The sequence below is a fragment of the Archangium gephyra genome (genome assembly GCF_042230915.1).
GTDB classification, from domain to species: Bacteria; Myxococcota; Myxococcia; order Myxococcales; family Myxococcaceae; genus Archangium; species Archangium gephyra_B.
Genome location: NZ_CP102578.1, coordinates 11,441,393 through 11,458,574, shown reverse-complemented (window position 1 = coordinate 11,458,574; position 17,182 = coordinate 11,441,393). Strand labels below are relative to the sequence as shown.

The following is a 17,182-nucleotide window of genomic DNA, read 5'->3' as shown; positions in this document are numbered from 1 at the left end:
CGGTGTCAGGCCGGGCTCAGGCCCAGCAGCTCGCGCAACTGGCCGAGCGTCTCCTCCTCGGAGAGGTGTACCTCGGCGTCGCTCGCGATGAGCGTGCGCGCCGTCGCGAGCACCTCGTCCGCACGCGGGCGCAACAGGCCCAGGTTCGGCGCCGGCAGGGGCTCGCCCAGCTCCAGGCACCGCTCCAGCCGCTGCAGCTCCGCCAGCGGCACCTTCCACCGCTGCGCCGCGCCAATGAGCGCCCGCGCCTCGCTCGGCTTGAGCTCGTCGTCACTCCAGGCCACGTGCAGCAACAGCTTGAGCAGCTCGATGTAGAAGCGGTCGTCGGTCGGTGTCGTCATCCCGGTGTCGTCTCCGCCCCCGAGCGTCGCCCGTTCCCGCGTCCTCGTCCACGAACTAGACGCTCGGTCCGAGGCAGGGCGGGCAGGGGAGCGGCACCCTTCTACGCGCCCTGCCAGGTGAAGCGGAACGGCGTGCCGCACCCGCCCCGCCGGCACCGGAAGACGTAGCCCCGGCCGTTGTCCCCGAAGGCCAACCCGAAGGGCATCGCCGCGAGCTGGGCCACGAAGCGCATGGGCTCGTCGCAGCACTCCGGCGTCGCCTCCCCATTCACCCAGCCGGCCACTCCGCCCACCTTGCTCTCGGGGGCCTCCTCCAGCGCCCGGTCCAGCGCGGCGAGCTGCTCGTCCGTGGCCTCGTTGACGTCCACCGAGAGCGCCTCCGTGTCCTCCTCGGCCGGGGCGAGGCCCAGGGTCCACTCCGCGTAGGGCACGCTCGTGGGCCGCGTTCCTTCCAGCGAGGCCATGCCCGGCTGCACCGCCACCACCGCGTTGGTTCCCGCGTGCGGGTCCCACCGCTCACAGGCGGTGTCGGGGTTCTCGCACTGGAAGACGTACAGCGCGGCGTACGGCGCCAGGTCCAACCTCCCGGACACGTGCGGCAACTGGAAGAGGAAGCGCATCGGCGCGCCGCACGCGGCACACGCCGGCCAGCGCAGAGCTCCCACGGGCTCTGGCGCGCCGCCCACCTTCGCGAGCGGTACCGCCGAGCCCCCGGGTACCAGTGCCCACATTGGGGAGAGTCCGGTCATCACGCGCGCAGCCTATGCCCCTTCAGGGAAATGACCCATCTTCCCTCTCCCCTCGGGAGAGGGTCAGGGTGAGGGTTCCCGCGCCTGTTCTTCAACCCGTGGCACCCAGTGGGGGCAGGGGGTTCAACCCGGGGCCCGTGGCACCCTCACCCCGTCCCTCTCCCGGAGGGCGAGGGGATATGGCCGCGAGTGGTCAGCACCTGTTCCTCGAGCGGCTATTCCTTGAGCGGCTGTTCCTCGAGCGGCTGTTCCTCGAGCGCCTGTTCCCTAGAAGTCCGCGATGCGCTGCGCCAGCGAGGCGTCGTCCACGAAGGGGTTGCGGTTGCCCTGGTACTTCTCGATGGCCCCGTTGCGCGTCAGCTCCGCGGCGTCCACCTTGTCCGCCACGTTCCACTTCTTCAGCACCGCCTCCTCCGCCGCCGGAATCGCCTTGCCGTACACCGTGGAGAAGTAGAAGAGCGCCCGCGCCACGTTGCCCTTGTGCTCCGCGGGGGGCTCGAACACCGTGCGCCCCTCGGCGTCCGTGCCCAGCTTCGCCCCGCTCGGGCTGCTCCACTTCACCTTCTGCACCTCGCCGAACGGGTAGCTGCTGCGCTGGCTGTTCGCCTTGCTGTCCGTGGGGAAGAGGTGGTGCAAATCACTCTTCGCCGCCCCCGTCGCGCCCTTCGACTGCGGCCAGGTGTGCTCCACGTTCATGTCCGAGCTGTTGGGAATCTTGTTCGTGCTCAGCTCGCGGCCCGTGTACACGCACTTCACCTTGCCCTCGTGGTTGTCCAGCGCGGTGAAGATGACCTTGCGGGCCTGGCTGTAGCCGATGTCCTTGTGCTTCGCGACCGCGTCGTGCAGCGCCTGGATGAGCGCCTTGTCCTTCAGCCCCTCGAAGCGCGGCGGCTTGCCCGTCCCCGGGGCCTCGAACACGTCGCCTCCACCCTGCGGGCGCGGCGCCGGGCTCGCGGGACGGCGGGCCTCGGCGGAGGCGGCCGGGACGAAGGGCGGCGGGCGGACGGTGGCGGCGGTCGAACGGACGAGCATGGAGGTCGTTCCCTGGAAAAAGGCCTACATCGGCCCAGGTACGCCCATATTGTCGTCGATGTACGCCAGGAGTTGCGTGCGGGGATGTGAGGGGCTGCTAACGTCCAGTCGTATGCCTCCCATTGATCGCCCAGAGAACCCCGGAGCCGAGGATGTGAGCGTGACGCGGCCGTACGCGCATGCGCCTGGGGCCGCCGAAGTGACGGCCGTCCGGCGCTTCCTGCTCACCGTGGTGGAGGGACCCGGAATGGGGACCGTCTGGGACTCGGTGTCCGATGCGTGCTCCATCGGCTCGCACCCCAGCAACGACTTCAACCTCGATGATCCCACGGTGTCGCGCTTCCACTGTGAAATCCGCGTGGGCCCCAAGGGCGCGCGGGTGAAGGACCTCGACAGCACCAACGGCGTCATCCTCGACGGGGTGCAGGTGGCCGAGGGGTACCTGCGCGGCGGCAGCCTCTTGCGCCTGGGCCGCGCGGTGCTGCGCTTCGACTACAGCTCCGACAGCAACCGGCTGCCGGTGTCCGAGCGCACGCGCTTCGGCTCGCTGGTGGGCGCCTCGGTGCCGATGCGCATGTGCTTCGCCCTGCTGGAGCGCGCGGCCGCCCGGGACGTGACGGTGCTGCTGGAGGGCGAGACGGGCACCGGCAAGAGCCAGGCGGCCCAGGCCATCCACCAGGAGAGCGCGCGCCGCGACAAACCCTTCCTCACCGTGGACTGCGGCGCCATCCCCGCGGACCTCCTGGAGAGCGAGCTGTTCGGCCACGAGAAGGGCGCCTTCACCGGCGCGGCCGCCCGGCGCATCGGCGCCTTCGAGGAGGCCCACGGCGGCACCGTCTTCCTCGACGAGATTGGCGAGCTGCCCGCCGAGCTCCAGCCCAAGCTGCTGCGCGTGCTGGAGGCCCGCGAGTTCCGCCGCGTGGGCACCAACGCCTACGTGCCGGTGGACGTGCGCATCATCGCCGCCACCAACCGCGACCTGCGCGCCGAGGTGAACGCGGGCCGCTTCCGCTCGGACCTCTTCTTCCGGCTCGCCGTGCTGCGCATTCCCCTGCCGCCGGTGCGCCAGCGGCCCGAGGACCTGCGCTTCCTCGTGGAGCAGATTCTGGACTCGCTGGGGGCGGACCCGGAGCGCACGAAGGCGCTGCGCGAGCCGGGTTTCATCTCGCGGCTGGAGCAGGCCGCGTGGCCGGGCAACGTGCGCGAGCTGCGCAACTACCTGGAGCGGTGCCTCGTCTTCGAGGACACCCTGGCGCTGTCGGACATGGTGCCGCCGGGCAGCCGCTTCGAGGTGGACCCCAAGGTGCCCTACGCCGAGGCGAGGCGGCTCGCCCTGGACGACTTCGAGCGGCGCTACCTGCGCGCGCTGCTGGAGCTGCACCAGGGCAAGGTCTCCCAGGCGGCCAGCGGCGCGGACATGGACCGCGTGTACCTCTACCGCTTGCTGCGGCGGCACGGCATCAAGTGAGCCCTACTCGAGCCTCTCTGCTCAGTCTGGCGGCTCCAGGTAGTGGCCGTCGCCGTCGGTGATGGCGTCCAGCGCGCGTCCCTCACATTCCTCCGGGCGCGCGCTGGCCTTGCCTCCCGCGGTGGGGGCGTCCTCGGTTCCTCGCGCCTCGCCGCCGGCCTGTTGCTGGGCCCGCAGGACCGCGAGCGAGCTGGCCTCATCGGGTTTCGGTCCCCTCAGGGCCTTGCGAGCGTTCACCTCGTCCGGGGACGGTCCCACCAGCGCTCCCGTGGCGTCCCACCCTGCCTCCAGGTCGTCCCACTCGTTGTCCGGGTCCGTCATGGCCGCACTCCTCTCCCGCCTGCTCAACCCTTGTAGGCTGCGCATGTCCGGGAAGGCCCACAGGCCGCTGGTGGTGGCTGGTCACCGCCGTGGAGGGAGGGGCAGCGCTTGCCCGCTCCCTTGCTCACGGGTTGGGTCCGATGCGTGGGCAGGAGAGGGGTGATGAGACGTGGGGATGCGCGGCTCAAACCGCTAGAGTCCGCAGGTGGGGATGGTAGCTTCGCGCGCTTCCCGCGCTCTCCCAGACCCATGCCAGACATCATCGAGATTCCCCCGGCCCTCGCGCAGATTCTGGCGAGAGATCCTGGCCTTCATGGTGCGATCCTCATCACCCTGAGGAACTTCCACCCGTGGCTGCGCACGAGCGGGATGCCCTTCTTCCCAGGGTTCACCGACCACAGCGACAAGCACATCTCCGAGGTGCTCGCGACCGCGAGCTCGCTGATCGCCGACGACGCTCGCGGCATCATCAGTCCAGCGGATGTGGCCATCCTGATCCTCTCGGCCATCCTGCATGACGCGGGCATGCACCTGACCCCGGATGGGTTCAGGAACCTGGTGGAGCCGGCCGCGAAACACCCGCGCATCGAGGGGTTCGGCGACCTCCCCTGGCAGCGGCTCTGGACGGACTTCCTGAGCGAGGCGTCCCGGTTCGACAGCCGGAAGCTGGTGTCCATCTTTGGTGACACCCGGCCTGTCGAGCCGCGCAAGGTGGACATCCACAACCTGGGCGAGCGAGAGCATCTCCTGGTGGGCGAGTTCATCCGCAGGCACCATGCCCGCCTCGCGCATGAGATGGCGCGCTGGGGAGTTCCTGGCCCGGGGAAGGAGCGGCTCCGGCTGGAGGGAATCTCTCCAGAGCTGGCGGATCTCGCGGGACTCGTCGCCAGGAGCCATGGGCTTCCCCTGCGCGCGACGTACGACTACCTGAAGTCGAACTATCATCCGAGGGACTTCCAGGGTGTGCACGCCGTGTTCCTCATGGCGGTCCTCCGGATCTCGGATTACCTGCAGGTCCAGAGTGAACGCGCTGACAAGGCACTCCTTCGGGTCAAGCAGCTGCGAAGCCCTGTCTCACAGCGCGAATGGCGCGCGCATGAGGCCATTCGGGATGTCCAGACCAGTCACGAGGACCCAGAAGCCCTCTATGTGGATGCGCTTCCGGCCGATATCGGCACCTATGCCAAGCTGTCGTGGCTGTTGAAGGACATCCAGTCGGAGCTCGACAAGAGCTGGGCCTCGATTGGTGAGGTCTATGGCCGGTACCCACCGTTGAATCGCCTGGGGCTCACCATCCGGCGTCTCCACTCGACCCTGGATGACACGGCCGAGTTCTCGAAGAAGGTCAATTACATCCCCGCCCCGGTCCGTTTCGATGTCGCGGGAATGGATCTGCTGAGATTGCTGGTGGGGCCCTTGTACGGCAATCGGCGATCCGTCGGGATTCGAGAGCTGATCCAGAACAGCACCGATGCTTGCCGGGAGCGGGTGGACTGGGAGCGGCATCACCGCATCCAACGGCCCACGAGCAAGGACTCCGAGGCCGATGTCGTCATTGACTTCGAGGAGTCACCTGATGAGAAGGAGCGCTGGATCACCATCCGGGATTCCGGCATCGGAATGACCCGGGAGGTCATCCAGAACTACTTCCTGCGTGCCGGCGCTTCCTTCCGCAGCAGTGATGCCTGGCGGCGTGAACACGAAGACGAGCAGGGCCGCTCCCGGGTGCTCCGAGGGGGACGCTTCGGGGTGGGCGCATTGGCGGCGTTTCTCCTCTGTGACCGTCTCGAGGTGACGACGCGTCATGTCTCGGAGCCGCCCGAGCGCGCCATCACGTTCAAGGCGGCCCTGGATTCGGAGACCTTGGAGCTCCGGTACACGACGGCTCCTGTGGGGACGACCATCCGGATTCCGGTCACCGATCCGGCCGTCTGGAGTGAGCTCGGTGTGCCCGGCTATCTGGAGGAGGAGCCGGATGGGCGGCCCTCGAAGATCTCGAACTGGTCTGGCGTCGATTGGTACTTCATCGCCAGTCCTTCCGTATCGATTCGATACAAGAAGGAAGGGCGGGTCGGGGTTTTCGAGCCCGAGCATGTCCTTCCGGGGGCTGGTGCGGAACTGCCAACCGGTTGGTATCGCATCGCGCATCCCGACTACGCGGATATCCAGTGGACGTATCAGGATGCTCCAGCCGTGGTGTGTAATGGAATCGTGGTTCAGCGTGAATATACGGGTCACTCAGAGCTGGACAGTCTCTGGTTCTTTCCTGGCTTCACCAGCACTGAAACCGTAAAGACTTCGTATATTCGTTTCGATAGGCCCAGGTTGTCGGTCTTCGATGCGCAGGGGGTCCTTCCGCTCGATCTCCAGAGGACATCGATTACGGGGACGTCTCTCTCGTTCGATGAGCAGTTGATCGAGTCCATTTCCAGGGACTTCCTGGCCTTTGTTCTGGTGCGTTTGGGCGACAAGCGTCCTGGGGATGAAGGTTTCGCTGGCGACCTGGCCTCAATCGGTTCGTACCCGGGCCTCTACTTCAACGGGACGCGCACCCCGTTTGTTTTCAAGAAGTCTGGATTCACTTTTCTCGACAGGGGACCCCTTCTGGGGCTCGGTGTGAAGCGCCTGTGGTGCTTTCCTTCTCCGAGCGACTGCAGCCCGGAGGTTTTCTCGCTGCTGCCAGACGATACCGCCATCTTCTTCCTGGATCAGAGAACCTTTTCTTTTTCCGATTCCAATTGGTTCCGGCAGTCGCTCTCGAGATGGGAGCGAGGCGGCAGAAGCTCGACCTGTTCGGCGCTGGCCTACCTGTGGATGGCGTATCACCGCACCGTCTTGGACAAGAAGGCGTTCCGGAGCATCAAGAAACCAGGTGTGGTGCGTAAGTCCCTCATCGAGAAAACAAAGGTGGAGGCTTCGTTCGGTGAATTCGTTGTCTTGACCGCGGAGACAGCGAAGAACCGCCCTGTTCCCGATTTGGATGCGTTCTTGGAGGTGGCTCGCATCCAAAGCACATCTGCCATGCCGTATATGGCCGAGTGGACGCTCTTCCAGAACTTCTGGCCGGGGCAACTCGAGTCCCCTATCTCCAAGGCCTGGCTCGAGGTGTTCGGCCAGTCACTGGTTCCCTACGATTGGAAAACCCGGAGGCGAGCGCTGGCTCCCGCATACAAAGCGCTCGAGACTCACCTCGAGCATCAGAAGCAGCTTCTGGAGTTGGAGAAGCAGAGGCGCAAGAAGAAGCAGCAGCAGGAAGAAGACGAAGACGAATGAGGAGCGTCCTTCCGGGCGGCCGATGCTTCAGGCCACGGGCCGGGTGACGTGGCACAGGCCCTCGCGGCCCGGGAGCGCCTTCACCTGGAAGGAGTCCTCCAGCCCCTCGAGCGCTGTCTCCGTCACCAGCACTCCCCGGCCCGGGTGCCCCCCCGTCCAGGCCGATAGCCGCAGCAACCGGCCTCCCCCCAGCGCTGGTCTCCCGCTCGCGTCCGGGCGCAGCGTCGCCGTGTCCAGGTGCAGCGTGGGCGTCAGCCGCACCCGAGACGTCCCCTCTCCCAGGGCGGGCTCCTCCGCCAGCGCGAGCGCCAGCTCCAGCACCCGCCGCCGCGCCTCCCGCTCGGCGTCCGCCCCGTCCGGCAGCGCCGTCACCCCCAGCAGGAAGCTGCTCCCCTCCACCATCACCTTCAGCCCCGCCGCGTCCGCCCGCGTGCGCGCGTACTCCATCAGCACGTCCACCGCGTCCAGCGTGGCGTCGTCCACCAGCCGCCCCATCCTCGCCTCCACGTACAGCCCCAACGCCCGCACCTGTGTTGCCCCGCCCTGCCGCTCCCCCTGCACCGCGCGCCGCAGGTCCTCCAGCACCGCGTCCACGTCCGGGTAGCGGTCCTCCCGCCGCTTCTCCAGGCAGCGCCCCACCACCGCGTCCAGCGCCGCCGGCACCGGCGCCCGCTCGCTCACCCTCGGCACCGGCGCGTGCAGGTGCTGCTCCTCCAGCTCCACCTGCGTCGTCCCCTGGTAGGGCGGCTGGCCCGTGACGAGCTGGTACAGCAGCACCCCCAGCCCGTAGAGGTCCGTGCGCGCGTCCGGCGTCTCCCCGCGAATCTGCTCCGGCGCCATGGACAGCGGCGTGCCCAGCACCAGCCCCGTGCTCGTCATCGCCGAGCCCGGCTCCTCCGGCGCCAGCAGCTTCGCCACCCCGAAGTCCACCAGCTTCACCCTCGGCCCCGTCTCCCCGGCCAGCACCACCACGTTCTGCGCCTTCAAGTCCCGGTGCACCACCCCCGCACCGTGCGCCGCCTTCAGCGCCGAGCCCACCTGCTCCAGCAACTCCAGCGCCTCGCGCGCCGAGAAGGGCCCTCGCGCCGCCAGCTCCGCCGCCAGGTCCCTCCCCTCCAGCCACTCCATGGCGATGAAGGGCCGGCCATCCGCCAGCGTCCCGTGCTCCAGCACGTCGACGATGTGCCGGTGCCGCAGCTTCCGCAGGGTCTCGGCCTCCTGCTGGAAGCGGCGCAGCGCATTGCGCGCGGCGGTGAACTGCGGGTGCATCACCTTGAGCGCCGCGGGCGTTCCACTCCGGGCCTCCCTCGCCCGGTAGAGCGTCGAGACGCTGCCCCGGTACCGGGTGCCCTCGACGACGTAGCCGCCCACCTGCGCCCCCGGCGACAGCTCCTCGCCATACAGCGACCAAGTCCGTGCCTCGGAAGCGCGGGGCGTGCCCGGGGAGTCGTCCTGGCCGTCCGTCATGCCGCGGTGCTCCTCGCTACTTCGCGCTGCGCCAGGTGCAGGTCTTGGACGAGGCGCTCGACGTCAGCCCACACGGCTCGTACAGGAAGACGGTGATGGGCTCACTCCACAGCGTTCCCGTCGAATCGTAGCACTCCTCGAAGTCCCAATCGCCCGCCACCACCGAGCCATCCTCCTTCCTGCACTTGGAGGCCGGGTAGCTGCGGTTCGTGTAGTCGATGCAGTCTCCCACCGGCTGGGCCGCGCAGTTGGACCCGGAGCCCGGCAGCGCGCAGACGCGGTGCGTGGCATAGGCCGCCGCGTCCGTCCACTCCGGCGCCTGGCAGGAGAACATCTTCCGGTACACCGAGCCCTGGATGATCTGCTCCTTGCCCACGATGCGGCCGCTCTCCTCGACGAACACCTTCGTCGCCAGCGCGCCGGAGTCGAAGATGTTGCCGTAGTAGGCGCCCTCGCGGACCCGGAACACCGCCTTCTCCGAGAGCCGGTAGGTGGTGGCCGCGGGCGTGCCCGTCTCCACCGCCACGGTGACGCTCCCCGTCAGCGTGCTGTCGTAGGGCGCGCTCATCACGTTGAAGAAGCCCGAGGCCGGGCAGGTGAACGTCACCGCGGCGTCCGTGGTGGCGCACGTCCCCTCGCTCTGGCCGAGCTGGCGCGTGTTGCCCTGGTCGCAGCCGATGATGCCTTCACACACGCGCAGCATCATGCTCGCGCCGCTCGAGGCGCCCAGCGCCGAGCCCGTGGCGCACTGGTCCGGCGCCTTGCCCCCCGCGCCCAGCCGCACCTCCTGTCCCGCATTGCACCGGCCGATGAAGTCCGCCTTCCAGCCGCAGTCGCGGTTCATCCCGCTCTGCGCGGTGGTGCAGGCCACGTAGCTCGGCACCCGGTTGTTGCCGAGGTCCGGGTCGTGCTCCACCGGCCGCGTCTCGTTCTCCAGCGAGAAGAGCGTGGGCTGCAGCGCGTCCTCCCCGCGTATGGACAGCTCCACCCGGCGGCCCAGGGCGTTGTTGCGCGCCAGCAGACACGACGACACCCGGTTCTTGCACACCTGCGAGGGCGCGCCGGTCTCCCACTGGGGGCACAGGCCCGCCTTGCCCTCCCAGCTGCGCACCGCGAGCGTGAGCGGATCCTTCCAGAGCACGTTGTGGCCCGCGGGCAGCGCGCAGCCCACCAGGTAGGACATGAAGCTCTGCGCGTCCGGGTCCCGCAGCTGCAGCCGCAGGTAGCTGTTGCCCGTCACCGGATCGAACAGCGGCGCCAGCCCGCCGGTGGCCACCAGGGTGTTGGCCGTGGGGTTGGTGGAGATGGCGTTGAGCACCAGGGCCTGCGTGGTGAGCGAGTTGGCCACCCGCATCTCCCGCGCCACCGTGGCGGGCTCCGGCTCCCACTCCTCGCCCGGCAGCTCCGGCTGGCAACCCGGGACTCCGAGCAGCATCACGCCCAGTGCAAGAGCTTGGAACCGGAAGTGCAGGAGACCACGGGTGTTCGCGAGTCGCTGGAAATTCATGCTCAGCCTCCGGTGCATGGTGCGGGCCATCTGGGGGGTGGATCATCCCCCATCGGCGGCCGGAAGGGGGAGGGCGGCCCTGTTGCTGCCGGGGCTACAGGGGGCGGGCCTGGGGTGTGGACGCCCAGGCAACGCGCAGCGCGTCCAGGCGCGAGCGCCACAGGGGGGAGGCCGCCGCGGTGCTCTCGGCCTGGGCGAGCCACGCGTGGGCCTCGTCGCGGCACCCGGCCCGGAGCGCGGAGAGGGTGGCCTGGTAGAGCACCTCCGTCAGCTCGTCGCCCGAGGTGTTCGGCTGGGACTCCTCGGCGAGCGCCTTCCAGGCCGCGGCGTCCCGGGTGCCGGCCTCCGCTTCGCGCGCCTGCAGCTCCACCAGGTGCCACAGCGCCAGGGTGTTGGGCGGAGTCTGCTCGGGCCGGCAGCGGGCGGAGAGCCAGGCCAGCAGCTTCCGGGCCTCGGCCAGCTCCCCGCGCGCCGCGCACACGCGTGCCAGCAGCACCGCGTCCACCGCCACCGGGTGCTCGTCGAAGAAGCGGACGCCCAGCTCATGCGCGCGCCGGGCCAGCCGCGAGGCCTCGCCGGTGTGCCCCATCCAGTGGAGGAACTCGGCGAGGTTGCCCGAGGCCCAGCGCTCCACCTGCGGGTGGCCGAGCTCGCGCGCCAGCGCCGTGGAGCGCCGCAGGTCCTCCAGGGCCGCCTCCACGTCGCCCTTCGCGCGCCAGAGGAAGGGACGGTTGATGAGGGTGGCGGCCTCGTGCAGCGCGTCGCCCTCCTTGCGGCACAGCGCCAGCCCCTCGTCGAAGGCCCGCGCCGAGGCGTCCACCTCCCCGGCCAGCGCCAGCCCCGTGCCCTGCATCATCAGGGCGATGACGCGCGTCTCCGTGTCCCGCGCGAGCATGGCCGCCTCCACCGTCGCGGTGAGCAGCCGCGTCGCGCGCGCCCAGTCCCCCTGGCGCCACGCCTGCCGCGCCCGGGCCAGCGAGCAGCGCACGGACAGGCGCGGATCATCGAGGGACTCGGCCTTGTCCAGCGCCTCCGCGGTGCGCGCCGCCGTGCCCTCCGCGTCCTCCAGCCAGTCCAGCACGGTGGCCTCCTCCAGCAGCAGGTCCACCTCCAGCGCGGTGTTCTTCAGGGCGCCGGCCAGCGCCCGCGCCGCGCTCAAGTCTCCCAGCGCCTCGCGGAAGCGGTGCGTGCGGTAGCGCACCCGGCCCCGTCCCGCCAGCACCCGCGCGCGCCGGGCCGTGTCTCCCTCGGGCAGCTGCGCCAGCGCGTGGGTGTAGTCCTGCTCGGCCTCCACGTGGCGGTGGGTCTGCCGCGCGGCCTCGCCCAGGGAGAACCACGCGGTGAAGGACTCCTCGTGCGCGCCGCAGGCCGCGGCATGGCGGGCGCGCCGGCGCTGCTCCGCGTCTCCCTGTCCCGAGAGTCCCCGGAGGGCCGCCGCGTGCAGCGCCCGGCGCCACGGAGCGGGCAGGGCGCGCTCGAGGGCCTCGCGCAGCTGGGGCTGGCGGAAGGCGTAGCGCTCGGGGCCCAGGGGCCGCAGCAGCCCCGCGCGCTCCAGCCGGGCGAGCCCCGCGCCCGCGTCCAGGCCGGCCACGCGCGCCGTGTCCTCCTTGCTGTCGAGGTGCCGCTGGGCCGCGTCCACCTGGGCCACCGTCAGCTCCTGGCCGAGCACCGCGCACAGCTGCGCGAGGCCCTGGTGCGCCGCGGGCAGCACGGAGAGGGCGCGGGTGGCGAGCCGCTCGAAGAGGGGCGTCACCGAGACGTGCAGCAGCTCGTCCGCGGCCACGTACCACTCACCGCCGGGCGTGGCGCGCAGGGCCCCCGAGGTGCGCAGCGCCCCGGCGACTTCCACCAGGGAGAGGGGCACGCCCTGCGTCAGCTGCTCCAGGCGGGCGAGCACCGGCTCGGGGATGAACTCGGCGGGGCGCAGCAGGTGCAGCAGCAGGGTGCGGCTGGCCTCGGGGGCGAGCGGCGGCAGCACGTGCTGGGCGGGCAGGCCGGCGCGCTCGCCGAGGAGGGGACGCAGGCCGAGCAGCTCGGGCCGTCCGGCGGCGCACACCCAGAGGGGCACCTCGGGCGCGGCGAGCGTGGCCACCTCGAGGGCGTCGAGGGTGGTGGGGTCCGCCTGGTGCGCGTCGTCCAGGAGGAGCGCCAGGGGTTGGCGGGCGGCGAGGCGGCGCAGGGCCTCGGCCACGGTGCGGGCGAGCGCGTGACGCCGGTTCCCGGAGGTTGCGGAGGGGAGGGGCGTGCCCGGGACGCACGCGGCCCAGAGCGCGTGGAGGAGGGCATCGGCCCCCGCGGCGTCCGGGTGGGGCGCGGTGAGGCGGAGCACCCGGGCCCGGCCCTCCGCTTCCAGCCGGGTGGCGAGCGCGTCGAGCAGGCGCGTCTTGCCGTGGCCGGGCTCGCCGGTGAGGACGGAGAGGCCGGGGCCGTGGCCCGAGAAGGAGCGGGAGGCGCTGGCCAGGAGGGTGTCGAGCAGGGCGTCGCGGCCCAGCAGGGGCGGAGGCTCGGCGGAGGAGGGGGCGCGGGTGATGGAGGAGTCGCCGGTGAGCAGCAGCGCGCCGGACGGCCCGGGCGACGTCGCGCCTTCCCCGAGACGGGCCGCGGCCTCGGGCGTGGCCAGCAGGGAGGTGTCCGCACCGGGAGCGCCGCCGGGCCACCAGGACTCGGGCTGCTCGAGGGCCGGGCCCGCCATGCGCGTGAGGGTGGCCCCGGGGCGCACGCGCAGCTCCGCGAGGTGGAGGACGGCGGTGGTGCCGGGCCCGGCGGGCAGTTGCCGGGCGGCGCGGGCGGCGGCGCGCAGCCCCGCCTCGGCCGAGGGGTGCTCGGGAAAGGCGATGAGGCAGAGGCCCGGGTGGATGCGCGCGAGCAGGCCACCCTCGGGCGCCACGGCGGTGGCGAGCTGCTCCACGTCCAGCTCACCGCGCACCCCGAGGAGGGCCACCTGGCGCACGCCTTGGGGACGGGCGGGGGCGAGGGCCTCCTCGGCGGCGGCGGGCGCGGAGGGGCTGGTGCGGCAGGCGGCGTCGAAGGCGGCGAGGAGCGCGGCGGCGGAGTCGAAGCGCGCGGCCCGATCCTTGGCGAGGCAGCGCAGCAGGACGTCGTCGAGGGCCGGCGGCACGGGGGCGCGCTCGGAGGCGCGAGGGGGCCGGAGGGTGACGTGGCCGTGCAGCACCTCGTCGGGCCCGCCGGTGAAGGGAGGGGCCCCGGTGAGCAGCTCGAAGAGGAGGACGCCGAGCGCGTAGAGGTCGGTGCGCGCGTCGACGTCGCGGGACTCGAGGCACTGCTCGGGGGCCATGTAGACGGCGGTGCCGAGCCGCTGGCCGGTGCGGGTGAGGCTGACGGACTCCTCGGGCTCGTCCGGGTCCGAGGCGTCGAGGAAGCGCGCGAGGCCGAAGTCCAGGAGGCTGAGGGTGCCGCCCTCGCGCAGGAAGACGTTCTCCGGCTTGAGGTCGCGGTGGACGAGCCCCGCGCCGTGGACGCGCTCCAGGGCCCCGCAGAGGCCGGCGAGCACGTCACGAACGTGTGACAGGGGCGCGGCGCCGGAGCCGGGGAGGGCGGCCATCCAGGCGGCGAGCGACTGGCCGCGCAACCGCTCGAGGACGAGGAAGGAGCGGCCCTCGGAGGAGCCGGCGAGGAGGAGCTCGGGGACGGTGGGAGGGCCGATGCGGCGCAGGGCGGCGGCCTCGCGGGCGAAGCGGGCGGAGAAGGGGCCGAGCGACACCTTCAGGGCCACCTCGCGCCCATCCTCCTCGCGCCGGGCGGAGAAGACGCGGGAGAAGCCGCCGGAGCCGATGAGGGCCTGGAGCTGGAAGCCGGGGAGCTGGGGGAGCGGCAGGGGCTCGGCTTCGGGCGAGGTCCGGGACTGCTCCGCGTGTTGGGGACAGGCGGCGCCGGGAACGAGGCGGCGGTAGCAGACCGGGCAGCGCATGGGCGGGCGGCGGGGGGGGACGCCGTGCCGGGAGGTTATCAGAGGCGGAGCCTCACCGCTGGCGCCGCGTCAATCGAGGAAGCGGCGCCACCAGCGGCGGAGCTCCTCCTCCACGGAGGGACTCTTGCGAGCGAGGAATCCCCAGGGGAAGGGCTCCATGTCGGGCTCCAGCACGCGAGCAAGCTCGTGGTAGGCGGGAAGCGTCTGGCCCTGCTCCAGGTCTCCGGCCTCGGGTGCCTCGCCCAGCGTCACGACGGCGCGCTCGCCTTCCAACTCCTGCACGGTGGTGATGGGCGAGTGGAGATGGGCACGCAGGCCCGCGGCGCCTCCGAGCTGGGAAAGGACGGGTGGCCCGAGGAAGTTCAGCCAGTGGATGCCATCCACCCGTGTGCCCATGCCGTCGAAGTGGGTGGCCCTGCGGACATCGAAGCCCGGGTGGCGGAATATCTCGGTGCGCAGGCGGTCAAGCTGCTCGTAGATGGGATGCCAGAGGTAGAGGGCAAGTCCGGCGTGACCGGTGGCGAAGGGCAGGCGGGAGGCCATGGCCATCGCCAACTCCCGCACGTGGTGGGCGCCGTGCTCCTCGAGGTATTCGGTCGGCAGGGTGGCGGAGAGAACGCTTACGCTGCTGGGAGGCGGCTCTCTCCAGGGAAGCCGGGCGTGGTAGCTGAAGGAGTAGCCATTCCCCTGTTCGCCGAAGAGGGTGAAGTACGGATCAGCACCGTCCTTGTGGGCGAAGCGAGCATCGTCGGGCTCATAGTCCTCGAAGAATCTAGGCTCTTTCGGCTCCAGGGTTTCCCGGATGTGAGCCCACCCCGTCTCCGTCAGAGCGAAGGGCTCCCACCAGCAATGGGTGTATTTGGAGAGAGCGCCGGGGCGGCCATCGATGGCTCGAAGGTAGGTGTCGAGAGCGTGAGTCACCCCAGCGGTGAGGTGGTGGTGGTCGTGTGGAAGGAAGAAGATGATGCGGACCACGTCCCTCGCGAGGACTCGCTCGTCCACGTGCTCTCGTACCTTCTTGACGAGCTCCCCTCCGACCCGCTCGAAGCCGTACGACTCACTGCGAAGGGTGCCTTGGATTCGGATGCGTGGGTAGTTGGGTGCCATGTCTCACGGCTGGCGGCTGAGTTCGAGCTGAGGGGTGACGATGACAGGATCGCATTCACCACCGAGGGCGCTGTAGAGCGCCATCTGCTGTTGCACTTCCTCGCTCCAGGGATTGCCCTGTTCATTGCCGCAGGGGAATTTGAGTTCGTAGATGCACTGGATCCGAGTGGCGTTCCGGGTGAAGTGGAGAACGATGTCAGGCTGCTTCGAACCCAGCCACCTGTCGGTCAGCATGAGGTCGTTCGTGAACTCTTCCTTTCGGTAACGCGGTTCGATGGCGAAGTTGTTGGGGAACTCCTTGGCGAGCCCCTGCTGGATGCATTCAAAGGCCACTGCGTGCTTGAGTTTGCCGAGGTGCCGGGCCCAAGTCGGTGCGAGCTTCTTCTTGACGGTGGGGGGCTTTTCGCAATCGGAGTCGGGGAGGGTCTTCCCCTTGCCAAAGAGCTCCTCTTCGACCTTGAAGTGGGCCTCCTTGACGCACGCGACGATGATCTCCTCCGCGCGCTTCTTCTGGGCCTCATCGAGGAACTTGGAGACGTTGAGAAAGCCCTGGATGACCTCGGTGGCCTGGATGGCCTTCCCGAGCACCTGTCCGGTCCGGGTCGCCGCCGGCATGAGAATCTCGCCAGTGCTGGGAGCAACGGGGGCTGCACAAGCAGGTCCACAGGATTGATGGAATTGGGCGGGGGGACCGGCCGGGCTCCTCATGAGACGAGGAGCCGCGGGAAAGGAGTAGGGCTGGGCAGTAGCGCCGGAGCTGCCGAGGACGGCTGCCACCCAGACGGAGAGGACGAGGTGTTGGTGTCGGACCGGGCAGCGCATGGGCGAGGGTCGGTACCGGCAAGCTACCAGAGACGTGGAACCGCCGGTCGCGTACCGGACACCCGCGCGCGAATAGAAGCCCCCAAGCCACCGCAGCGCCGCTAGTCTGCCGGGTGGACCTCAGTCAGGAGGCACGCGGCGTGGCAACGGTCTCACTCGAAGGCGTACGCAAGGAGTACCGGGGCGGGGTGGTGGCGGCGAAGGACGTGACGCTGGAGATTGGCGATGGCGAGTTCGTCTCGCTGGTGGGCCCGTCCGGCTGCGGCAAGTCGACGACGCTCAACCTCATCGCCGGGCTGGAGGAGATCTCCGGCGGTGTGCTGCGCATCGACGGCGTGGCCGTCAACGACATGTCTCCGCGCGAGCGGGACATCGCCATGGTGTTCCAGAGCTACGCGCTCTACCCGCACATGGACGTGCGGGGGAACCTGGGCTTCCCGCTGAAGGTGGCGGGGGTGGACAAGGCGACCATCGACCAGCGCGTAAACGAGACCGCGGCGCTGCTCGGGCTGGAGAAGCTGCTGGCGCGGCGGCCCAAGGAACTCAGTGGCGGCCAGCGGCAGCGCGTGGCGCTCGGGCGCGCGCTGGTTAGGCGGCCCAAGGTGTTCCTGTTCGACGAGCCCCTGTCCAACCTGGACGCCGCGCTGCGCACGCAGATGCGCGGGGAGATCAAGAAGCTGCACGAGCGGCTGAAGGCGACGTTCATCTACGTCACGCACGACCAAGCCGAGGCGATGACGCTCTCGGACCGGGTGGTGGTGATGAACCAGGGCGAGGTGCAGCAGGTGGCACCGCCGCGGGCGCTCTACGACGCTCCGGCGAACCTGTTCGTGGCGGGCTTCTTCGGCTCGCCGCGCATCAACCTGGTGAAGCCGGAGACGCTGGGGCTGCGCGAGGACGGCGTGACGCTGGGGCTGCGGCCCGAGCACCTCGAGGTGGGCCTGGGCGCGGCGCCCCAGGGCGCGCTGAGCGGCACGGTGTACCTGGTGGAGCCGATGGGCTCGGAGAGCTGGGTGACGGTGGACGTGAGTGGCGAGCGTCTCATCGCGCGGGCCGCCGAGGACTTCGCGGCCCCCACGGGAGCGCCGGTGTGGCTGCGCTACGAGGCGCAGCGGCTGCACCGGTTCGACACGGCGAGCGGGCGCAGGCGGTGAGGCCGGCGCCCGC

Annotated in this window: 12 protein-coding genes; 3 read left to right on the top strand and 9 right to left on the bottom strand. The window is 70.3% G+C overall.

The features are described from left to right. Positions 1-5: 5 nt before the first annotated feature. The 3 genes from NR798_RS45315 to NR798_RS45305 form a co-directional block, all read right to left on the bottom strand. Positions 6-341 (bottom strand): TerB family tellurite resistance protein, encoded by a 336-nt coding sequence (locus NR798_RS45315; protein ID WP_375768861.1) that lies wholly within the window; start codon positions 339-341, stop codon positions 6-8. A gap of 101 nt (positions 342-442) precedes the next feature. Beyond that, complete coding sequence (locus NR798_RS45310) at positions 443-1,072, bottom strand: hypothetical protein (protein WP_375768860.1); 630 nt, start codon at positions 1,070-1,072, stop codon at positions 443-445. A 285-nt stretch (positions 1,073-1,357) separates the two neighbouring features. Beyond that, positions 1,358-2,122 carry an endonuclease I family protein gene (locus NR798_RS45305; protein ID WP_375768859.1) on the bottom strand — a complete coding sequence of 255 codons (765 nt, stop codon included), beginning with the start codon at positions 2,120-2,122 and terminating at the stop codon, positions 1,358-1,360. 112 nt (positions 2,123-2,234) lie between these two features. Between NR798_RS45305 and NR798_RS45300 the strand changes: the two genes are divergently transcribed. Next, positions 2,235-3,590, top strand: a complete 1,356-nt coding sequence (locus NR798_RS45300) for a sigma 54-interacting transcriptional regulator (RefSeq protein WP_375768858.1) — start codon at positions 2,235-2,237, stop codon at positions 3,588-3,590. Positions 3,591-3,611: 21 nt separating this feature from the next. Here NR798_RS45300 and NR798_RS45295 read toward each other — a convergent pair whose 3' ends face one another. After that, positions 3,612-3,911 carry a hypothetical protein gene (locus tag NR798_RS45295; protein WP_375768857.1) on the bottom strand — a complete coding sequence of 100 codons (300 nt, stop codon included), beginning with the start codon at positions 3,909-3,911 and terminating at the stop codon, positions 3,612-3,614. A 249-nt stretch (positions 3,912-4,160) separates the two neighbouring features. Between NR798_RS45295 and NR798_RS45290 the strand changes: the two genes are divergently transcribed. Next, the gene (locus tag NR798_RS45290) at positions 4,161-7,184 is read left to right on the top strand and encodes an ATP-binding protein (protein ID WP_375768856.1); all 3,024 of its coding nucleotides are present in this window, start codon (positions 4,161-4,163) and stop codon (positions 7,182-7,184) included. A 27-nt stretch (positions 7,185-7,211) separates the two neighbouring features. Here NR798_RS45290 and NR798_RS45285 read toward each other — a convergent pair whose 3' ends face one another. The 5 genes from NR798_RS45285 to NR798_RS45265 form a co-directional block, all read right to left on the bottom strand. Then, on the bottom strand, positions 7,212-8,651 hold the full coding sequence (locus tag NR798_RS45285; RefSeq protein ID WP_375768855.1) for a serine/threonine-protein kinase: 1,440 nt from the start codon (positions 8,649-8,651) through the stop codon (positions 7,212-7,214). 16 nt (positions 8,652-8,667) lie between these two features. Further along, positions 8,668-10,158, bottom strand: a complete 1,491-nt coding sequence (locus NR798_RS45280) for a hypothetical protein (RefSeq protein WP_375768854.1) — start codon at positions 10,156-10,158, stop codon at positions 8,668-8,670. 94 nt (positions 10,159-10,252) lie between these two features. Then, the gene (locus NR798_RS45275; protein ID WP_375768853.1) at positions 10,253-14,086 is read right to left on the bottom strand and encodes a serine/threonine-protein kinase PknK; all 3,834 of its coding nucleotides are present in this window, start codon (positions 14,084-14,086) and stop codon (positions 10,253-10,255) included. A 69-nt stretch (positions 14,087-14,155) separates the two neighbouring features. Next, positions 14,156-15,193 carry a type VI immunity family protein gene (locus NR798_RS45270; RefSeq protein ID WP_375768852.1) on the bottom strand — a complete coding sequence of 346 codons (1,038 nt, stop codon included), beginning with the start codon at positions 15,191-15,193 and terminating at the stop codon, positions 14,156-14,158. Positions 15,194-15,196: 3 nt separating this feature from the next. Next, positions 15,197-15,808, bottom strand: a complete 612-nt coding sequence (locus NR798_RS45265) for a hypothetical protein (protein WP_375768851.1) — start codon at positions 15,806-15,808, stop codon at positions 15,197-15,199. A 347-nt stretch (positions 15,809-16,155) separates the two neighbouring features. Between NR798_RS45265 and NR798_RS45260 the strand changes: the two genes are divergently transcribed. Further along, a complete protein-coding gene (locus NR798_RS45260; RefSeq protein ID WP_375768850.1) occupies positions 16,156-17,169 on the top strand; it encodes an ABC transporter ATP-binding protein in 1,014 nt (337 codons plus the stop codon). Positions 17,170-17,182: the final 13 nt, after the last annotated feature.